We start from the raw sequence: 18,814 nt of genomic DNA on the forward strand, positions 1-18,814 counted from the left end.
TAATTCATTGGCTTCCACATATGACTTTTACAATAACTGACTTTCAATCTACGACCAATGTTTCACGTGAAACATTGGACAGATTAATTGGCTATGCAGACCTTCTTGCCAAATGGCAAAAGGCTAAAAACCTCGTATCGAATTCAACCATTGATGATATGTGGCTTCGACATTTTTTTGATTCTGCACAGCTTTACATTCAAATGAAAAATTCATTCGATACGATGCCTGAAACGCTTTTGGATATTGGTTCCGGCGCTGGATTTCCTGGCCTTGTCCTTGGTGCTATGGGAATTGAAAACGTTCATATGGTCGAGTCGAATGGGAAGAAATGTAGTTTCATGAGCCAAGTGGCCCGGCAAATGGGGATCAATGCGGTCATACATAATGAACGGATAGAAAAAATTGATCCCTTTTCGGTGGATATTATTACCTCCCGAGCGTGTGCAAAAATTACGCAACTCCTTGAATGGAGTGAACCTTTTCTTGGAAATTCAGGAATAGAAATGTGGTTACTCAAAGGACAAACTTCGCAAGAAGAATTGACCGAAGCAGAAACATATTGGACAATGGATAAAGAGTGTTTTGAAAGTAAAACCGAAGTGGGCGCTAATATCATCCGACTTTGGAATATAAAAAGAAAATAGCACTTTAAAACAGATCAATTGCTACTGGTTCCTTCGAAACCAGTTAAATGTAAGGAGTTCTTAGGGATGGGGACAGACACACATATCATTGCAATCGCAAACCAGAAAGGCGGTGTTGGAAAAACAACGACAGCCATAAACCTGGCGACTGCAATGGCAGCAGTAGGCAATAAGGTTTTAATTCTTGATCTTGACCCCCAAGGAAACGCAAGCACGGGTTTTGGAATTGATAGAATTGCACGTGAAATAACCTCGTATGATGTAGTGCTTGGTGTATCCCCGATCAAAGATGCGGCAATGGAAACTGAAATCCCAGGACTTTTCATCATTCCGTCAACGGTTGATCTGTCTGGCGCTGATCTGGAACTAGCAGAATTACCTCAACGTAATTTTCGCCTGGCTCAAGCCTTTGAAAAATATCTAACTGACGCTGATTATGATTATATTTTAATTGACTGTCCGCCCTCGTTATCACTCCTTACAATCAATGCTTTGGTTGCAGCCAACTCGGTTCTTGTCCCTCTGCAATGTGAGTTTTTTGCGTTAGAGGGGTTGAGTTTACTGTTAAAAACAATTGAACAGGTTCGTGTTTCCTTAAACCCTGCCCTTACGATTAACGGGGTTTTACTGACCATGTTTGATAAACGTAATAATCTCTCGGAACAGGTTGCTGATGATGTGCGGGAATATTTGGGGGATAAGGTTTTTGAAACTGTAATTCCAAGAAATGTTCGAATGTCTGAGGCACCCAGCCATGGAAAGCCGGCACTTCTATATGATCACCGATGTGTTGGAAGCCAAGCGTATATCAAATTAGCGCGGGAAATTCTTGGCCGTCAGGAAATTTTGGCTGCTTAGTGAACGCAGATATATAAATAATAAGAAGAAAAATAAGATAGGAATCCAATGGTTAGAAAAGGGTTAGGAAAAGGTCTTTCCGCATTACTCGGTGATGATAGACCTGTAGTTGATGCGTTAGAAGACACCAAGGATGGGTCAGCTACATCCTCAGGACCAGCAAGTGGAAGGCGGCTTCTCCCTATCGAATTTTTAGAGCGCAACAAAGCCCAACCGCGCCATCACTTTGATGAAGACCATTTGGAAGAACTTACTAATTCAATCAAGGAAAAGGGCGTATTGCAACCCATTCTGGTGCGTTCAATAGGCGTAGATAAATATCAGATTGTAGCCGGTGAACGCCGTTGGCGTGCTGCACAAAAAGCGGGAGTTCATGAAGTTCCTGTTATCGTACGAGACCTCGATGATGGTGAAGTTTTACAAGTAGCAATTATTGAAAATATCCAACGTCAGGATTTATCCTCTGTCGAAGAAGCAATCGCCTTTAAGCGCCTGATGGATGAATTTGGCCATACACAGGAAGGTGTCGCAGAGGTAGTTGGTAAAAGCCGTAGCCATGTAGCAAACCTTCTCAGGCTTTTAAGTTTACCCGAAGATGTTCAAAAGCTTGTTGATGAAGGTAAGTTATCAATGGGGCATGCAAGGGCTTTGATTGGTGCTGAAAACCCGAGCGCAATTGCTCGAAGAATTGTTGCCGAAGGTCTTAGTGTCAGACAGGTGGAAGAAATTATTCGGGGTTTGAAAGGGAAACAAAAACGCCAAACTGTACGTAAATCCAATGCATCGAATAAGGATGCGGATACAGTTGCCCTTGAAAAAGATCTTAGTGCTGCAATGGGAATGAAAACAACGATTGCCCACGAGGGCGAAGGTGGTTCTGTGACAATTCGATATGAAGATTTGGAGCAACTAGACGAATTATGCAGTAAGCTTGGTGTGTGTGGTTTCTAGCATATTCAAATAAAAAGATATTTTACCTGAATATGCCATATGCTTAGATTTAATGTTGATTAGGCAATTTTACTTTCGATTGCCTTCCAAATATCAGCCTCCAGTTTAACACCATCAAATGCATTGATCGATTGAAGGCCTGTGGGTGATGTTACATTAATTTCCGTTAGCCAATCACCGATCACGTCGATACCTACAAAAATTAGGCCGCGCTTTTTAAGCTCAGGTCCAAGCCTTGCGCAAATTTCTTGTTCCCGCTCTGTTAGAATAGATTTGGCGGCCGCACCACCGGCCACCAGATTAGAGCGTATTTCGCCCTTTGCTGGAATGCGATTAACAGCGCCCGCGGCTTCACCATCAATAAGAATGATGCGTTTATCACCACCAACAACATCAGGTAAAAACTTTTGAACCATTACGGGTTCACGGTTAAGGCCAAGGAACATTTCCATCAAACTTCCAAGGTTAGAGTCGTTTTCCCGCAAATGAAATACCCCGGCACCACCGTTACCATATAAAGGCTTAATAATGATTTCACCGTGTTTTTCGCGGAAAGCTTTTACCTCATCTTCGCGGCGGGTGATCATTGTTGGTGGCATAAGGTCGAGGAACTGCGTTACAAATAATTTTTCGGGCGCATTTCTAACTTCTGTTGGGTTGTTCACAACAAGTGTATTCGGGTGTACTAGATCCAGAAGATGAGTTGCAGTGATATAAGCCATATCAAAAGGTGGATCTTGCCGCATCAAAACAACGTCCATTTCGCTAATTTTGATCATCTCTTCTTGGCCAAATGTGAAATGATTGCCCTCTTCTCTTCGGACTGTAACCTGATGGGCCTTTGCACGAACTTCCCCTTCATCATAAGTAAGATCTTCTGCAAGATAGTGCCAAATTTTATGTCCCCGTTCTTGTGCTTCCAACATCAAAACAAAGGTACTATCACCGTTGATATTAACGGTATCCATCGGGTCCATCTGAACTGCGACTTTTAGTGTTTTTGTAGCCATTAAACTATTCCTTTGTTCTCCTACTGAAGGGCATCCAATAGAAGTATTTTATTCGCCTAATCTCCAAGCCTGCTTGATATGGATTGGAAATCGGTTTGGTACAATGGCGATAAGATCAAACCTTGGTGATATATAGTCCGAAGCCTTTGAATTTTTAAGCCATAATTCGGTACAGCGTTCAATTCGTCGTTTTTGTTTATAGCTTATGGATTGAAGCGCTACTTCGATCGATTGCCGCGCTTTAACCTCAACAATGGCCAGGGTGTTTCCCTTTTTGGCAATGATATCTATTTCACCGACCTTTGTTTTAAAGCGATTTTTCAGGATCTTATATCCTTTCAACCGTAACCATAACCGAGCATACAGTTCTGCCCGTCGTCCTCTTTTTTCTGCAATTTTGCGGTTATATTTTGCCATATTGAGAACTATTCGTCGTTAGACAACTCTATTGCCCTAGCATAAATTTCTTTTTTACGCTTGCCTGTTAGTTCAGCAATAAACTGAGATGCTGATTTTACACTCATATGTTTTAAGGCAAGCTTAATCGCTTTGTCCTGATCAAAAGACAATAATGCATCATCATCAATATTTTCCGGAGGACCAATAATGACGACAGCTTCGCCCTTTGGCGCACCGTTATCTCTGTAATATTCCATTAAAGATAATAAATTGTCCCGCCTAACTTCTTCAAATTTTTTCGTAAGCTCGCGGCATACTGCGGCCATCCGATTACCAAAAACTGTATAAGCATCGCTAATGCATTCTGGCAGCCGCCTGGTGCTTTCATAAAAAACCAAACTGGCTTGAATTTTACTTACCCCATCGAACCATTTTTGGCGCGCCTGCTGTTTGTTTGGCGGAAAACCCATGAATAAAAAACGATCTGTCGGGAGCCCTGCAATTGATAATGCTGTGGTAACAGCGGCAGCACCAGGTATTGCATAGACGGCTATCTTTAAATCCTGGGCCTCTGCCACCAATTTATATCCAGGGTCTGATATTAACGGCGTTCCGGCGTCTGAAATTAGGGCAATTGTTTCACCCTGTTGAAGCTTGTTTAATAGTCGCTCTCTGTCCTTTGAACTACTGTGTTCATGGTATGCAATCAGAGGTTTTTTTATGAGAAATGCATTTAAAAGCTTGCTGCTGATACGCGTATCTTCGCAGGCAATATAATCCACATTTTCTAAAACCCGTTTTGCACGAGGGGTTAAGTCTTCCAGGTTTCCGATGGGAGTTGCAACAATATAGAGGCCATTTGAAATCCGGCTTTGTTTGCTTACTCTGGTTTTCTCTGATTGCGCTATATCTTTACTGTCGTCATGTTTCGACCCTGTTTCCGTCATGTTTTTTATCCATAGTACTGAAATCTAATATCGTGATATGTATTCTAGGTGTATATAACGACTTGAATTATTGTGGCTAAAGTATCGCTATCCAGGCGTCAATTAGCATATTTTATGACTGGGTTTATACAGGTATTATAATGAAAAGCAGAGTGATAGCTAAATCATTTATAAAAATTAGAGTGTTATCTGTATTTATTCTCGCTGCTTGTGGGGCTCAAACACCAGAACGTATATTAGAGCGCGAAATTGTAGACACCAGACCTGTTATTGAAACAGAACAAGATACTCAGGATACCGAAGATCAGACGCTACAATCAAAAGGTGATGGCTCTGATAATAAAGTTCAGGTTAAAATAGCAATCCTATTACCCCTTACGGGTGATGTTGGGGAAACCGGAAAAGCACTTTTAAATGCTGCAACGATGGCGCTTTTTGATGCGTATGACCCAAGGTTACAGCTTTTACCCTATGATACTAAAGCAAGCATCGAAGAAACAGAAATAGCAACACACAAAGCATTAAACGACGGTGCGGATATCATCATTGGTCCCCTTCTAAGTGAGAATGTAAAGGCCGCCGGCAGTATTGCGGGTAGTGCGAATATTCCTTTGCTTGGTTTTTCCAATGATTATACGGCGGCATCACCGAATAGCTTTATCCTCGGGTTTTTACCTGAAAATGAGGTTCGCCGTGTCGTTAATTATGCCGTGGCAAATGGTTATGAGAAATTTGCAGGCTTGTTTCCAGAAGGACGCTACGGCGATCAGGTGCGCATGGCTTATGGGTTGGCTGTGAACAATAATGATGCCGAGGTTTCAACAATTGAAACGTATCAAAATGATGCTGATCAGGTCTTCGAGCCTGTTAAAAATTTAGCGGATTATGACAGACGCAGACGGGCCCATAGAAACGAGGTTCGATATCTCCAATCTTTAAATGACGACCTTACTGATGAAATTGTCACTAAACTTAATGATAGCGAGGTTTTGGGGGACTTGCCTTTTGATACTGTTATTGTTCCAGAAGGTGGCGCCTTGCTTCGCACCTTAGCACCACTACTGCCATTTTATGAGGTCGACACGGAAAAAGTGAAGGTTCTCGGGACAGGTTTATGGAATGATAAAACGCTAACAAATGAACCACCATTGTATGGTGCATGGTTTGCTGCTCCAGATCCATCATTAACGGATACTTTTAGTAAACGTTTTATTGATTTATTTTCTGAGCAACCGCCACGTATCGCAACGCTTTCGTATGATGCTGTAGGCCTTATTGCTAGCTTGATTAAAGAGGATATTGGTTCAACTAATCCGAAGGCTAAGAAGTCAAATTACTTTACCCGTGAAGCGTTAACAGACCCCAGCGGTTTTAAAGGTGTTGATGGCCTGTTTCGGTTATTGCCCGATGGAACCAACGAACGTGCTTTAGCTGTTGTTGAAATTCAGCGGGGTAAGTTTGAAGTTGTATCGGCTGCGCCAGACGCTTTTCCTTCGTTTGGCTATAGCCTCACACGAGCAGCTTTGCCAAAATAGCGTTCAACAAAGGCAAGCCTTTTTCTGTTAATTGAAAATGGGTTTGATTAGAGGTTAAAAAACCTTCTGACTTAAGCGCTTCAAAGTTTGAATCATCGATGTAAGCTTCGATCGGATTACCTGTTTTTTCCTTAAAACTTGCCTTATCCAGTCCGCGGTTAAGGCGTAGTCCCATCATTATAATTTCAATTGCACGGTCATAAGGTGTGACATGATCTAGTGAGTTTATACCTGATTTTTGATGTGCGATCGCTTTTAACCAGTCTTCCGGCCTTTTCACTTGGCTATGAGCGATAGCACTGAACGGTTTCTCGCCAGGTAACCTCCCATGCGCACCAGGGCCCAGCCCTATATAATAATCGCCTTGCCAATAACAAAGATTATGTCTGCTTTTTTCACCATATCGCGCATGATTGGATATTTCATAGGCAGGTAAACCTGCCGACACGGTTAAATCCTGCGTTAAAGCATATAATTCTGCTGAGTCTTCCTCATCGGGAAGGGTAAATTTACCGCGGTGGAATTGGTGATAAAAGGCTGTGCCCTCTTCAATCGTTAATTGGTATAAAGATAGATGACTAGGGTCAAAAGACAAGGCTTCTGATAGCTCGGTTTTCCAGTCCATAAGTGTTTGGTTTGGGCGGGCATAGATAAGGTCGAAACTTACGCGCGCAAATGTTTCACGAGCAACATTCAGTGCCTTTATGGCCTCACTGGCATTATGTAATCGACCAAGGAATTTCAGCGCGTCATCTCGTAAAGATTGAATGCCGACAGAAATTCGGTTTACCCCCGCACCTTTATAGTCACGGAATCTATCCGCTTCAATGCTGGAAGGATTGGCTTCCAGCGTGATCTCGATATCATTATTCTGAAATCCCCATTTTTGTCTGATTGCATCAATTATAATCGCAGTAGTTTCAGGCTCCATCAGGCTTGGTGTACCGCCGCCGAAGAAAATAGATTTGGCAGACAGGTTTGGAAACCTCTCAGCGAAAAAGTCGATTTCCTGTAAAAAGGCCTGCCGCCAAGAAACGTGATCAACGCTTTCACGGACGTGGCTGTTAAAATCACAGTAAGGGCATTTTTTCAGGCAAAAAGGCCAATGCACATAAATTGCTGCAGGCGCTGATATATTATTCGAATGAAGTATAGTCGTCTCAGACATAATCAGTTTTTAAAGCAAGCGTCTATAAGCTGCTTAAAGGCATCTGCCCTGTGGCTCATGGCGTGTTTTTTTGCTGGTTCCATTTCAGCAAATGTCATGTCATAGCCGTCTGGGATAAAAAATGGATCATATCCAAAACCTTTATTACCGCGCATTGGCCATGTGATTGAGCCAAAAACTTTGCCTTCAAAACTTTCCATATGCCCATCAGGCCATGCAAGTGTGAGGGCACAGGTAAAGTTTGCAGTACGGTTTTCATTGTTACCCATTGCTTCATTCACTTTGTGCATTGCAAGGGTGAAATCCTTCTCTGGCCCACCCCAGCGCGCGCTAAAAATTCCAGGTTCTCCGTTTAGGGCAACTACCTCAAGGCCGCTATCATCTGATAGTGCGGGCAGGTTAGCGGCTTTTGCTGCCGCAATCGCTTTGATCTCAGCGTTAGCAATAAAGCTATCACCGTCTTCAACAGGTTCTGGTAAATCAAGATCACCGGCAGAAATTGTTTTAACGCCAAAAGGCTCTAAAAGTTCACCAATTTCGCGGACTTTACCTTTGTTGTGGCTTGCAATAACAAGTGTATTTCCATCAAAATGCCGATGATCTATCATAATGAAACCTTTAAATGTTAAGTGCAGACGCTTGTGCAGATTTGATTTGATCGCATCCAATACGGGCGAGCCTTAGAAGGCGAAGAAACTCTTCTTCTGAAAACGGCTCTTCTTCTGCTGTTGATTGAATTTCAACAATGCCGCCTTTGCCGGTTAGCACAAAATTGGCATCGGTTTCGGCGGCGCTATCTTCATCATAATCAAGATCAAGAACCGGAGTGCCCTCATAAATACCACAGGAAATGGCGGCGATGCTGTCTGTAAACGGCATTTCCTTGATATGGCCATTTTCAAGCATCCAGCTAAAACATTGATGCAGGGCAACATATGCCCCTGAAATTGACGCTGTACGTGTACCACCGTCGGCCTGAATTACATCACAGTCGAGGCGAACCTGACGTTCACCCAAAAGTTCAAGATCAACAACAGCACGCATTGCGCGGCCAATTAGGCGCTGGATTTCCTGTGTACGCCCAGACTGCTTACCTTTTGCAGCCTCACGCGGCATACGGCCATGTGTTGAGCGCGGTAACATGCCGTATTCTGCTGTAATCCAACCCTTTCCTGTGTCGCGAAGCCAGCTAGGGGCCCGTTCTTCGAAGGTTGCAGTAATCAGCACATGCGTATGCCCAAACTTTACCATACAGCTGCCCTCTGCATGCTTGGCAAACCCCGGGGTCATTTCAATTGCACGCATTTCATCATTAGCGCGTCCACTTGGTCGCATAATCTTGCCCTTTTTGTTTTTTATCAAATTTGTGGCTTCTTTTTACTCGGGCTTAAGGATGCAGTCAAAGAAGAAAGCACAAGATTTTAAAGCCTGATTGACGATATGAATGGACCACAATAAAGTCAGCTTCTAAAGGAAGTAGTGATGGATATTGCGCAGCTTAACGAGCGATCAAAAGAGATTTTTAAGCATATCGTTGAAACCTATCTTGAGACGGGTGATCCTGTTGGTTCCCGGACCATCAGTAAGGTTGGCGGTATTGACCTTTCTGCGGCGACAATTCGTAATGTCATGGCTGACCTTGAGCAATCTGGTCTTTTGATATCACCGCATACTTCAGCAGGGCGAATACCAACGGATACTGGCCTTCGTCTATTTGTAGACGGGATGATGGAAGTTGGGAATTTAACCCATTCCGAACGAGAGAGTATCCAAGGTACCTGTGCAGCAACTGGCCGGGTTTTTGAAGACATATTAAGCGATGCAACAAAGGCACTTTCAGGCCTTTCTAAATGCACATCGCTTGTGATGGTGCCAAAACATGATCAGACCATTCAACATATCGAGTTTGTATCTATCGCCCCCGATAAGGCGCTGGTAATTCTGGTGGGGCAAAATGGAACTGTTGAAAACAGAGTTATTAATTTACCCGCTGGATTGCCGCCAAGCACTCTTGTGCAGGCGAGTAATTATTTAAATGCGCGCCTGGCAGGTAAAAATATAGACGATGTTAAAAATCAGATTGCTTATGAGCTAAGTGCAAGACAGGCAGAGCTTGATGGCTTGACGAGCAAGGTTGTTGAAGAAGGGCTTGCAGTTTGGGCGGGAAATGACGTAGGCAGTCCGGCATCGCTTATTGTATCTGGTCAGGCAAATCTGCTCGAAAATTTGGAAGCCGCGGAAGACCTGGACCGTATTCGCGGTCTGTTTGATGAGCTGGAACAAAAAAAAGAGTTGATTCGTTTGCTGGATTTGGCAAAAGACGGGCGCGGTGTACGCATGTTTATTGGGGCGGAAAATAATTTATTTTCGCTTTCGGGTTCATCTCTCGTTGTTTCTCCCTATATGAACGGTGCGAACAAAGTTGTAGGAGTGATCGGTGTGATAGGACCCACGAGGTTAAACTATGCCAGAATTATTCCGATGGTAGATTATACAGCACAGGTCGTCGGTCGTCTTCTATAGATGTATGACTGTGAAACTGTGACTATAGAAATTAGAGGCTGTAATGAGCGAGCAGGAAAAATTTGAAGAAGAACAAGCGCCGGAACTTGATGCTGCGAATGATGAAGTAGAGCAGCAGGAAACAGAAGCCGCTGAAGAGAGTGAAGATACGCTCATAGAGAAACTTCAAAGTGAGGTTGGTGAACTAAAGGACCGTTTGCTGCGCACAATGGCAGAAATGGAAAATGTCCGGCGGCGTGCTGAAAAAGATAAAGCGGACGCTAACGCGTATGCAGTCACTGGGTTTGCTCGTGATATGTTAAATGTATCAGATAACTTACGCCGTGCTTTGGATAGTATGCCTGAAGAAGTTGCTGATGACATGAAAGCTTTCAGTGAGGGTGTTGAAATGACCGAGCGCGAGCTTTTGAACACGTTGGAGCGACATGGTATTACCAAAGTATCGCCAGAGGTTGGGGAAAAGTTTGACCATAAACTTCATCAAGCTATGTTTGAAGTTCCAACCGATGAACACCCCACAGGTACTGTGATGCAGGTTGTGGCGCCTGGATATATTATTAAAGACCGTTTGCTTCGCCCAGCAATGGTTGGTGTCGCAAAAGGTGGCGCCCCAAAGGTCGATACTGAAGCATAGTAGCAGATAAAAACGTAACTTTCCAAAACCCTGTTTTTACGCAGGGTTTTTTTATGTCTATTAAAATGACAAATAAACTTGACAAAATATCAAGCAAGCTTATATGTAAAGTGTATTTTACATAATAATAAGTAAACTTGATAAGGAGGGTTTTGTGATACGATTTCTAATACAAAAAGCCATTCTCATAATGGTGTTGTTTGGTGTGTCCTTAATGTGTCAGGCACTAGACGTTCGAAAATATGGTGATTATTCCAAGCCTGCTCTTGTTTTTCTGCCAGGACTGGCCTCGGATGGAGCATTATGGGATCGGTGGGTTGAAAAGTATAAAGACACTCACGCTATTTTTGTTCTACATGCGCCAGGTTTTGCGGGAACAGCTGCAAAAGAAGAAACCGAGGGTTTCCTGGGTTTACGAGTTGAAGAACTAGCAAACGTATTACGAGAGAGTAATGTTCAGGAGGCTTATGTTGTTGGCCACTCAATTGGCGGTTTAATGTCTCTGATGTTGGCTGAAAGGTACCCCGATCTGGTTAAAAAGACACTTGTGGTCGATAGTATTCCTTTTTTGGCGGGTTTGTTTGTGCCGGGAATTTCGCCAGAACAAGCGGGGGGCCAGGCTAAGTTTCTGGGTAAACAAATGCAAGCTTTGCCAAGGGATACCTTTTTAGCACAACAACGACAAAGCCTGACAACTTTATTAAAGTCACAAGACTTCCTACCTACGCTTATAAAATGGTCAGAAAAGTCGGATCAGGCAACAGTTGCTAAAGCCTTTATGGAAACCTTTGGCCTTGATTATCGCCAAAACCTTAAAAATATTCGAAGTGATGTCACTGTTCTTGCCGCTTATGCGCCCGAAATGCCGCTCTCTAAAGTAGATTTACAAAATATATACAGGGAACAATATGCCGATCTGGATACTGTTGAGATAAGAATGGTCGATGACAGTTTTCATTTCATTATGATTGATCAAGAGAACATATTTGATCAAATATTGACTGAATTTTTGAAGTAAGGGGCTAAATCATGAAACCAGCAGCAAAACAATATTTCAAAGACCTGCTTATCGGCATCGGGTTATACATCGTTATTTTAATTTCTACCAATATTGCCATCAAAGTCTGGGAACTATCCATAGAGGTTAAAACACTAATGGCATTTTCATGTGCTGCGCCCGCATTATTGGTTATTCGAGCTGTGCTGAAGTTTTCAACAACATGGGATGAACTACAAAGAAAGAAGGCGCTTGAAGCGACGCTGATTTCGTTTTTGCTTGTTGGAATGGGAACCTTCACATATGGGTTTATGGAAATGATTGGCTTCCCTCATCTTCCAATGGTTTGGGTTTTCCCAATACTATATATGACACAAAGTTTGGCCATGATTTACGTGACAAGGAAATATCAATGAAAAACCGTATCAAGGTTTTACGTGCTGAACGGGATTGGAGCCAACAGACATTGGCAGACAGATTGGATGTTTCAAGGCAGACGATAAATTCAATTGAACGAGGAAAATATGACCCTAGCTTGCCTTTGGCGTTCAGTTTAGCGCGGATTTTTGAGTGCAATATTGAAGATATTTTCCAACCGGAATAATCATATTTTCTTTAAACCTAATAAGATAAGCCTTGGACCGATATCGTTGGGCCAAGGCTTGTCTATGATTGGCGTTTATTTACCTAGTTAGGCAATATTACGCTGTCGATGACATGGATAACGCCGTTCGATGTTGCAATGTCGGCTGTTACAACATTGGCACCATCAACTTTTACACCGCCACCTGTTGCGTCGATAGCAACCTTTTGGCCCTGTGCTGTCGCTGCCTCAAGCTTTTTACCAATTAAGTCGCCTGACATAACTTTTCCTGGAACCACATGGTACGTGAGTACCGCGATAAGCTTATCCTTGTTCTCTGGCTTTAAGAGGCTCTCTACTGTGCCAGCAGGCAGTTTCGCAAAGGCGGCATCTGTTGGTGCGAACACAGTGAAAGGCCCATCGCTTTTCAATGTATCAACAAGACCTGCAGCCTTCACAGCAGCAACAAGCGTGTTGAAACTACCTGCGCTGACGGCTGTATCAACAATATCGGCAGACTTTTTGCCGTGATGGTCGGCGGCTAGTGGTGCCGTAAAAAATGCTGCAATCACAGTTAGGGCTAGTCCAAGTTTTTTGATCGGTGTCATAATTCTATCCTCGTTTGTTATGGATAAAACTACCTACGCCGATCAAAACCTACTGGATCAAAATCAATTTACGAGAGTTTTTCACCGGAAAGGATTTTATCAATCATTTCAAGTGTTTGCGGAATCCCATAAAGTGCAATAAATCCCCCCATCCGAGGTCCTTGACTTTGGCCAAGAAGAACTTCGTAGCACGCTTTGAACCATTCACGGAGGTTTTCAAACTCAGCATCTTTGCCGGCAGAATAAACCTCGGTCATGATTGTTTCAGCATCATTTTCAGCGAGGTCAAACGCTTCAAGTCTGGATTTTAAGCTTTCAAATGCTGTCAGTTCTTGGTCATTTGGCAGACGATAGGATTTTGATGGTTTAACAAAGTCCTCAAAATACTTGAGGGCATAATCCATCAATCGATCCAGTGCCGGGAATTTTTCTGCGTTTGCGCCGTCAGCATATTTTGCAACGAAGCCCCAAAGGGTTTCTTTATCTTCGGCGTTGGCAGCTGATACTAGATTCAATAGTAATGCAAAACTAATCGGCAAGGTCTCACCTGGCACCATGCCGCCATGAATGTGCCATGCGGGGTTTTTATACTGATCACTCAGTTCCTGACCGTTGTATTTATCTACAAACGTATAATATTCATCAACAGCCTTTGGTATCACATCAAAATACAAACGCTTTGCTTTGCGCGGGTTTTGATACATGTAAAGCGAGAGGCTTTCGGGGCTTGCATATGCAAGCCACTCTTCTATTGAAATACCATTACCTTTGGATTTCGAAATTTTCTGACCTTTCTCATCCAAAAATAGCTCGTAACTAAGTGCTTCTGGCGGTTGACCGCCAAGAATACGGCGAATGATTGAAGAAAGTTTCACACTTTCATCCAAATCTTTGCCGGCCATTTCATAGTCAACATCCAGTGCGTCCCAACGCATTGCCCAATCAACCTTCCATTGGCATTTTACATTGCCGCCGGTAACCAATGTTTCGACCCGCTCGCCGTCACTGTCGTTAAAGGAAATTGACCCTGTTTCCGCATCTTCGATTGTTACAGGAACTTGTAAAACCACACCTGTTTTCGGGCAAATGGGCAGGAATGGGCTGTAGGTTTGGCGCCGTTCTTCACCAAGGGTTGGTAAAATAACCTTGATAACCTTATCGTATCGCTGACAGATTTTCAAAAGCGTTTCATCAAACCGGCCTGATTTGTAGCAGTCAGTTGATGATAAAAACTCGTAATCAAACCCAAACTGGTCAAGAAATGCCTGAAGGCGTGCATTATTATGCTCACCAAAACTTGGGTGTGTGCCAAACGGGTCTGGCACTTGCGTCAACGGTTTCCCAATGGCTTCCGCCAAAAGGTCTTGGTTGGGGACATTTGTCGGGACCTTGCGTAGTCCGTCCATGTCGTCTGAAAAACAGATCAGTTTTGTTGGTATGTCAGAAATTTCCTGAAAGGCGCGCATAACCATTGTGGTTCTCGCAACTTCACCAAAGGTCCCAAGGTGTGGAAGTCCTGATGGGCCATATCCAGTTTCAAAGAGCACAAAACCTTTGTCTGGTGCGCCTGATTTATAACGTTTGACAAGCTTCTCTGCCTCTTTGAAGGGCCAGGCGTTACTAGCAAGAGCGAGATCAATATCTTTCGTCATAATCGGTACCTTTTCTGAATTTATGTATCAGTTGGTTTACAGTAAATTGGCAGCGGACACTAGGGTTTCTGCCCGCTTCCGTCAAGCAATGCCTTTTAGTTAGCATTTATTTTTGACGCAATTGTTATTCGCACTGTTTTTTAAGCTGTGACCTTACTATGTTCCTGTGATGGAAGATTTAATCCTAAATGCCGAAGCAGAGGTTTCAGACCTTTATACAATACCAATAATGGTTGTTGGTGTTCGAGATGCTTTTACGCTCTCGGAAGACGGCGTTTTTGAAACTCTTTCACTTGAAGTTGCCGCTGAGCGAATATCGAAAACGCCGCACCTTCTCATAAACCGTGTTCTAACTGCAAAGCGATTGGGCCTGCCGCGCATTATCGCTTTTGATGTGCTAGAATTATATGCGTTTGTGCGTCCGGCCCGGTTTTGCTTGCCGACTTTGTCAGGTTTGCTCAATGCGTTAACCCTTAACGATACGATTGAAAGCGATGATGATGCGTGCCTTGCTATCCAAAAGGCTGCGGAACGCCTACTTGATGATATTTGCTCAGAAACATATCGATACCGGGAGGGGGCAGTATCGGTTGCAACAATGATGGCAAAGGCAGGTTGGCCGTGGGGAGTGTATGTCCTCTCCGCTTTCGCTGAGACGAAGGGCGCCAATACCAAGCGAGAGCGTGATGGTTTAGCGGTTTGGCACCTTTTAGAAGAATGGGAAGATAATATACCGCCCCCACCTGCGGGTGACGAACCTGTTTTGCCCGAAGAGTCAAAAAGTCGTTTAGCACAAATATTGGGCACAAATTCTGAAAGCCGCGAGGCACAGGTACGCTATAGTGCTGCTGCTACTCATGCCTTCAAACCGCGTGAGTTAGTGGATGGGCCGAATTTACAAATTTTGGAGGCGGGAACAGGAACCGGAAAAACCCTCGGATATATTGCCCCCGCAAGCGTATGGGCTGAAAAAAATGATGCACCTGTTTGGCTTGCGACCTACACGAAAAACCTTCAACGCCAGCTTGATCAGGAACTGTCTAAACTATTCCCTGATCCGGTGATCAAATCTAAACGAGCGGTTATTCGAAAAGGCCGGGAAAATTATGCGTGTCTGCTAAATATCGAAGAAACATTGCGGGCAGTGATGATGCGCGGTGTATCTGACAGGGCATCAACCAATATGCCCGTGATTGATAGTGATAAAGTTCTGATGGGCTTGGTTACACGCTGGGCGCGTTTTAGCCGTGACGGAGATATGATTGGCGGTGATTTCCCCAGTTGGCTTGGTGGTCATTTTGGTTTGGGGCGCATTGCAGGATTAACCGACCGGCGTAGTGAGTGTTTATATTCAGGGTGTCAGCATTTCAGGAAATGTTTCATTGAAAAAGTAAACCGTAAGGCCCGACATGCTGATCTTGTTGTTGCAAACCACGCGCTTGTTATGGCGCAGGCTGCAATGGCTGCTGATGATCCGGATAGTCCCAAGCGGTTTGTATTTGATGAAGGGCATCATGTGTTTGATGCGGCGGACAGCGCGTTTTCTACTCATTTGTCAGGTATGGAAGGGGCTGAATTGCGGCGGTGGCTGCGCGGTAAAGAAAGTGGTGGTTCAACACGTGCAAGAGGAATACAAAACCGAATAGAAGAATTAATTGCTGACGACCAAGAAGCACAGGAATTAATGAAAGCAGTTATTAAGGCGGCGCATATTTTGCCAACAGATAATTGGTTGGGGCGTGTAGCCTCTGCTGCGCCGAGTTCGCGGTTTGAAACCTTTCTGATGAAAGTACGCGAACAGGTTATGGCGCGCTCTGATGCTCTGGGCCCATATGGTCTCGAGGTGAGCACCGCAGATCCAGTTGAGGGGTTAACCGAAGCGGGGCTTGAATTACAGGATGCGTTGCTTGGTTTATCAAAACCGATGCTTGCACTCGCTGCAAAGCTTTTGAATAAGCTGGACGAGGAAGCTGATAGCCTTGATAGCTCGTCAAGAGGGCGGTTAGATTCGAGTGCTCGCTCCCTGAAACTGCGTGCAGATATGGTCTCTCTTTGGGCGTCGATGGCCGAAGGAATAGGACAAAAAACGCCAGACGACTTTGTAGATTGGTTTTCTGTAGAGCGATTTGATGGGCGTGAGCGTGATATTGGCATGCATCGTCATTTTATTGACCCTAGCAAACCTTTCGCTGAGGTTGTTTTGGAACGTGCACATGGTGTGGTGATTACATCAGCAACGCTTCGTGACCGCGGGGATAAAGCCATTGACAGCGAAAATGATGAAAGCTGGAAAAGTGCAGATGCGCGGGTTGGCCTAGAGCATATATCCATAGCACCAAAACGCCTTATGGTGCCATCGCCGTTTGATTATAAAACGCAGACAAAGTTTTTGATCGTGACTGATGTAAACAAAATGGATGCCGAACAGGTGGCTAGCGCTTATCGCGGTCTGTTTTTGGCGTCAAATGGCGGTGCATTGGGGCTATTTACAGCGATTTCCAGATTACGTGCAACATATGACAGGTTGGCACCTCCCCTTGATGATATGGGGATTGATCTTTACGCACAGCATGTCGATCCAATTGATACAGCGACACTTGTAGATATCTTTAGAGAAAATACAGATAGCTGTTTGCTGGGCACCGATGCCGTACGGGACGGTGTTGACGTACCTGGCAATAGCCTGCGTTTAATTGTTTTTGACCGCGTTCCCTGGCCGCGTCCTACAATATTGCACCGCGCCCGTCGGGCGCATTTTGGTGGCCGTCATTATGATGAAATGCTCACAAGACTTAAGGTCGCACAAGCTTTTGGTCGTTTGGTAAGGCGCGCGGACGATCGGGGTGCATTTGTTATGCTTGATGGCCAGACTCCGAGCCGGATCCTAGAAGGATTGCCTGATGGTGTAGAACCGCTTCGGGTTGGTTTAAAAGATGCTATTCAAATTGTAAAAACAATGACTGAGAATAATTCAGACAGGAATGATGATTTAACTTGAGGGAATTTCATCCTCGGTCTAGCTTGCGAAAAAAAGGAGTGTGCAATGTCCACAATTACCCCTGAAACTGCCCTTGTTTACACAATGGTTGTTGTCTCGGCTTCTGATGATGAAATGACCGATAGCGAGCTTACCCGTATGACGGGTCTTGTTGGTTATTTACCAGCATTTACAAATTACAATGTTGAACGTTTGCGGATTGATACTGCAAGCTGCATAGAAATCCTTCAAAGCGAAGAGGGTTTGGATGCTGTGCTTGGCCTTATTGAAGAGGCGATTGATGATACGCATACTGACTTGGTGTATGCGCTTGCCTGTGAGATTGCGGCATCGGATGGCGCGCTTAGTCAGGAGGAGTTAAGGCTTCTCGAAATGTTCCGTCATTATCTGGATATTGACCGTTTGACAGCAGCAGCGATTGAACGCGGTATTGCAGCGCGGCAAAAAACATTTGCTGCCTAATAGATAGTAAGGGGCTGGAGTTAACCAGCCTCTTTATCAAAATCATAAGCCGGTTGCTTGGTACCCCATTTGGTAATTCCAAAAAATGGACTTAATTGGTCAAGCATTTTCTTGATAGCTTTTGACTTTCCGGCTTCGATAACAGGACGCAATTGTTTCGCACGTTCCTGCACCATTTCCTCAAAAGCAAAACCGGGCTTTAATTCTAATAATGTATCAATTTCCTGAAGGGCTTGAGCGCGTTCCGCTTTTTTTCCGCGTGCAAGATAACGGATATATTCGAACTTCAATGGAATATCGAGTGTTCCTGAATTAACGGCTTTATCAAATTGTGTCTTGGCTTTGCTTCTTCTTGCACCCAAGGCAACGCGCGCAAGAAATCCTGCCGCAGCAACTTCTGAGTGCCAGCCGCCCAGCGCGCCATTAGCGAGTGCATGATCAGGGTTTTTCTCTAGGATTTGTTCAATCTGTTTTCTCGACTTTGTCGCAAGTGAAGGGCTGTTTAATCTTTTACCTTCAAAACCAAGCGCCATTGCGTAACTCATACGCGCGATAACATGGTCAGGGTCTTTATCTATGGCTTTCTGGCAGGATGTAATTGCCTCATGAAGCGCTGATATTGCTTCGTCACCTTGTCTTTGAAAGCCACCGATGACCAGGTTTGACCTACAGTTTAGTGTTAAGCTATCAGCACTATCATCAGTTGCCGATGCGGCAACCGCGGCTTCAAAGTTACCGTCTCTAAATTCGTTCCAACCGACAGCATTTTCTTGCGCCAAAACAGATGTTGATAAAATACCAATTAGTGATGCGGTGATAAATACTTTCATGGTTCATGCCTC

At 44.1% G+C, this 18,814-nt stretch carries 20 protein-coding genes; 11 read left to right on the plus strand and 9 right to left on the minus strand.

Going from position 1 to position 18,814, the window contains the following annotated elements:
• The first annotated feature begins 20 nt into the window (after positions 1 to 20).
• The 3 genes from rsmG to KFF44_RS00905 all read left to right on the plus strand — a co-directional run bounded on the left by rsmG (position 21) and on the right by KFF44_RS00905 (position 2,456).
• Entirely contained in the window at positions 21 to 647 is a 627-nt protein-coding gene (gene rsmG / locus KFF44_RS00895) for a 16S rRNA (guanine(527)-N(7))-methyltransferase RsmG (protein ID WP_255936302.1), read from the plus strand.
• Positions 648 to 713: 66 nt separating this feature from the next.
• A complete protein-coding gene (locus tag KFF44_RS00900) occupies positions 714 to 1,505 on the plus strand; it encodes a ParA family protein (protein ID WP_255936304.1) in 792 nt (263 codons plus the stop codon).
• 48 nt (positions 1,506 to 1,553) lie between these two features.
• Positions 1,554 to 2,456, plus strand: a complete 903-nt coding sequence (locus KFF44_RS00905) for a ParB/RepB/Spo0J family partition protein (RefSeq protein ID WP_255936306.1) — start codon at positions 1,554 to 1,556, stop codon at positions 2,454 to 2,456.
• Between the two features lie 59 nt (positions 2,457 to 2,515).
• On the opposite strand, the gene gshB is transcribed toward KFF44_RS00905, so the two are convergent.
• From gshB to rsmI, 3 genes are read right to left on the minus strand one after another with little or no spacing between them, the layout of a single operon-like run.
• On the minus strand, positions 2,516 to 3,466 hold the full coding sequence (gshB, locus tag KFF44_RS00910) for a glutathione synthase (protein WP_255936308.1): 951 nt from the start codon (positions 3,464 to 3,466) through the stop codon (positions 2,516 to 2,518).
• A gap of 48 nt (positions 3,467 to 3,514) precedes the next feature.
• On the minus strand, positions 3,515 to 3,883 hold the full coding sequence (locus KFF44_RS00915; protein ID WP_255936310.1) for a YraN family protein: 369 nt from the start codon (positions 3,881 to 3,883) through the stop codon (positions 3,515 to 3,517).
• A gap of 8 nt (positions 3,884 to 3,891) precedes the next feature.
• Positions 3,892 to 4,812 carry a 16S rRNA (cytidine(1402)-2'-O)-methyltransferase gene (gene rsmI / locus KFF44_RS00920; RefSeq protein WP_255936312.1) on the minus strand — a complete coding sequence of 307 codons (921 nt, stop codon included), beginning with the start codon at positions 4,810 to 4,812 and terminating at the stop codon, positions 3,892 to 3,894.
• A gap of 182 nt (positions 4,813 to 4,994) precedes the next feature.
• On the opposite strand from rsmI, the gene KFF44_RS00925 reads away from it, so the two are divergent.
• Entirely contained in the window at positions 4,995 to 6,347 is a 1,353-nt protein-coding gene (locus tag KFF44_RS00925; protein ID WP_255936314.1) for a penicillin-binding protein activator, read from the plus strand.
• On the opposite strand, the gene hemW is transcribed toward KFF44_RS00925, so the two are convergent.
• The 3 genes from hemW to rph are packed head-to-tail and all read right to left on the minus strand — an operon-like array spanning position 6,322 to position 8,850.
• Positions 6,322 to 7,515 carry a radical SAM family heme chaperone HemW gene (hemW, locus tag KFF44_RS00930; RefSeq protein ID WP_255936316.1) on the minus strand — a complete coding sequence of 398 codons (1,194 nt, stop codon included), beginning with the start codon at positions 7,513 to 7,515 and terminating at the stop codon, positions 6,322 to 6,324. The genes KFF44_RS00925 and hemW overlap by 26 nt on opposite strands.
• Positions 7,516 to 7,517: 2 nt before the next feature.
• Entirely contained in the window at positions 7,518 to 8,123 is a 606-nt protein-coding gene (gene rdgB / locus KFF44_RS00935) for an RdgB/HAM1 family non-canonical purine NTP pyrophosphatase (protein ID WP_255936318.1), read from the minus strand.
• A gap of 10 nt (positions 8,124 to 8,133) precedes the next feature.
• The gene (gene rph / locus KFF44_RS00940) at positions 8,134 to 8,850 is read right to left on the minus strand and encodes a ribonuclease PH (RefSeq protein WP_255936320.1); all 717 of its coding nucleotides are present in this window, start codon (positions 8,848 to 8,850) and stop codon (positions 8,134 to 8,136) included.
• A gap of 147 nt (positions 8,851 to 8,997) precedes the next feature.
• Between rph and hrcA the strand changes: the two genes are divergently transcribed.
• From hrcA to KFF44_RS00965, 5 genes are all read left to right on the plus strand, one after another.
• Complete coding sequence (gene hrcA, locus KFF44_RS00945; RefSeq protein ID WP_255936322.1) at positions 8,998 to 10,038, plus strand: heat-inducible transcriptional repressor HrcA; 1,041 nt, start codon at positions 8,998 to 9,000, stop codon at positions 10,036 to 10,038.
• Between the two features lie 43 nt (positions 10,039 to 10,081).
• Entirely contained in the window at positions 10,082 to 10,672 is a 591-nt protein-coding gene (gene grpE / locus KFF44_RS00950) for a nucleotide exchange factor GrpE (RefSeq protein WP_255936324.1), read from the plus strand.
• 154 nt (positions 10,673 to 10,826) lie between these two features.
• Positions 10,827 to 11,690, plus strand: a complete 864-nt coding sequence (locus tag KFF44_RS00955) for an alpha/beta fold hydrolase (RefSeq protein ID WP_255936326.1) — start codon at positions 10,827 to 10,829, stop codon at positions 11,688 to 11,690.
• An 11-nt stretch (positions 11,691 to 11,701) separates the two neighbouring features.
• Positions 11,702 to 12,085, plus strand: a complete 384-nt coding sequence (locus KFF44_RS00960) for a hypothetical protein (RefSeq protein WP_255936327.1) — start codon at positions 11,702 to 11,704, stop codon at positions 12,083 to 12,085.
• Positions 12,082 to 12,273, plus strand: a complete 192-nt coding sequence (locus KFF44_RS00965; protein ID WP_255936328.1) for a helix-turn-helix transcriptional regulator — start codon at positions 12,082 to 12,084, stop codon at positions 12,271 to 12,273. Before KFF44_RS00960 ends, KFF44_RS00965 begins: the two co-directional genes overlap by 4 nt.
• A gap of 83 nt (positions 12,274 to 12,356) precedes the next feature.
• On the opposite strand, the gene KFF44_RS00970 is transcribed toward KFF44_RS00965, so the two are convergent.
• Both KFF44_RS00970 and KFF44_RS00975 read right to left on the minus strand, forming a co-directional pair.
• The gene (locus tag KFF44_RS00970; protein WP_255936330.1) at positions 12,357 to 12,860 is read right to left on the minus strand and encodes a fasciclin domain-containing protein; all 504 of its coding nucleotides are present in this window, start codon (positions 12,858 to 12,860) and stop codon (positions 12,357 to 12,359) included.
• Between the two features lie 68 nt (positions 12,861 to 12,928).
• Positions 12,929 to 14,512, minus strand: coding sequence for a lysine--tRNA ligase (locus KFF44_RS00975; protein WP_255936332.1), 1,584 nt, complete (start codon positions 14,510 to 14,512; stop codon positions 12,929 to 12,931).
• Positions 14,513 to 14,681: 169 nt separating this feature from the next.
• Between KFF44_RS00975 and KFF44_RS00980 the strand changes: the two genes are divergently transcribed.
• Both KFF44_RS00980 and KFF44_RS00985 read left to right on the plus strand, forming a co-directional pair.
• Entirely contained in the window at positions 14,682 to 17,510 is a 2,829-nt protein-coding gene (locus tag KFF44_RS00980) for an ATP-dependent DNA helicase (protein ID WP_255936333.1), read from the plus strand.
• Positions 17,511 to 17,555: 45 nt separating this feature from the next.
• The gene (locus tag KFF44_RS00985) at positions 17,556 to 17,972 is read left to right on the plus strand and encodes a tellurite resistance TerB family protein (protein WP_255936335.1); all 417 of its coding nucleotides are present in this window, start codon (positions 17,556 to 17,558) and stop codon (positions 17,970 to 17,972) included.
• A 20-nt stretch (positions 17,973 to 17,992) separates the two neighbouring features.
• Here KFF44_RS00985 and KFF44_RS00990 read toward each other — a convergent pair whose 3' ends face one another.
• Positions 17,993 to 18,802 (minus strand): hypothetical protein, encoded by an 810-nt coding sequence (locus KFF44_RS00990; RefSeq protein ID WP_255936337.1) that lies wholly within the window; start codon positions 18,800 to 18,802, stop codon positions 17,993 to 17,995.
• Positions 18,803 to 18,814 lie beyond the last annotated feature (12 nt).

Origin of the sequence: Kordiimonas sp. SCSIO 12610 (genome assembly GCF_024398015.1) — a bacterium.
GTDB lineage: Bacteria > Pseudomonadota > Alphaproteobacteria > Sphingomonadales > Kordiimonadaceae > CANLMI01.

What these genes read in the sequence shown, in the direction of transcription:
- rdgB (WP_255936318.1), bottom strand. Translation starts at nt 8,123, where the DNA reads ATGATAGATCATCGGCATTTTGATGGAAATACACTTGTTATTGCAAGC.
- KFF44_RS00915 (WP_255936310.1), bottom strand. Translation starts at nt 3,883, where the DNA reads ATGGCAAAATATAACCGCAAAATTGCAGAAAAAAGAGGACGACGGGCA.
- KFF44_RS00965 (WP_255936328.1), top strand. Translation starts at nt 12,082, where the DNA reads ATGAAAAACCGTATCAAGGTTTTACGTGCTGAACGGGATTGGAGCCAA.
- rph (WP_255936320.1), bottom strand. Translation starts at nt 8,850, where the DNA reads ATGCGACCAAGTGGACGCGCTAATGATGAAATGCGTGCAATTGAAATG.
- rsmI (WP_255936312.1), bottom strand. Translation starts at nt 4,812, where the DNA reads ATGACGGAAACAGGGTCGAAACATGACGACAGTAAAGATATAGCGCAA.
- KFF44_RS00975 (WP_255936332.1), bottom strand. Translation starts at nt 14,512, where the DNA reads ATGACGAAAGATATTGATCTCGCTCTTGCTAGTAACGCCTGGCCCTTC.
- hrcA (WP_255936322.1), top strand. Translation starts at nt 8,998, where the DNA reads ATGGATATTGCGCAGCTTAACGAGCGATCAAAAGAGATTTTTAAGCAT.
- KFF44_RS00990 (WP_255936337.1), bottom strand. Translation starts at nt 18,802, where the DNA reads ATGAAAGTATTTATCACCGCATCACTAATTGGTATTTTATCAACATCT.
- gshB (WP_255936308.1), bottom strand. Translation starts at nt 3,466, where the DNA reads ATGGCTACAAAAACACTAAAAGTCGCAGTTCAGATGGACCCGATGGAT.
- KFF44_RS00970 (WP_255936330.1), bottom strand. Translation starts at nt 12,860, where the DNA reads ATGACACCGATCAAAAAACTTGGACTAGCCCTAACTGTGATTGCAGCA.
- KFF44_RS00900 (WP_255936304.1), top strand. Translation starts at nt 714, where the DNA reads ATGGGGACAGACACACATATCATTGCAATCGCAAACCAGAAAGGCGGT.
- KFF44_RS00905 (WP_255936306.1), top strand. Translation starts at nt 1,554, where the DNA reads ATGGTTAGAAAAGGGTTAGGAAAAGGTCTTTCCGCATTACTCGGTGAT.
- hemW (WP_255936316.1), bottom strand. Translation starts at nt 7,515, where the DNA reads ATGTCTGAGACGACTATACTTCATTCGAATAATATATCAGCGCCTGCA.
- rsmG (WP_255936302.1), top strand. Translation starts at nt 21, where the DNA reads ATGACTTTTACAATAACTGACTTTCAATCTACGACCAATGTTTCACGT.
- KFF44_RS00985 (WP_255936335.1), top strand. Translation starts at nt 17,556, where the DNA reads ATGTCCACAATTACCCCTGAAACTGCCCTTGTTTACACAATGGTTGTT.
- KFF44_RS00960 (WP_255936327.1), top strand. Translation starts at nt 11,702, where the DNA reads ATGAAACCAGCAGCAAAACAATATTTCAAAGACCTGCTTATCGGCATC.
- KFF44_RS00980 (WP_255936333.1), top strand. Translation starts at nt 14,682, where the DNA reads ATGGAAGATTTAATCCTAAATGCCGAAGCAGAGGTTTCAGACCTTTAT.
- grpE (WP_255936324.1), top strand. Translation starts at nt 10,082, where the DNA reads ATGAGCGAGCAGGAAAAATTTGAAGAAGAACAAGCGCCGGAACTTGAT.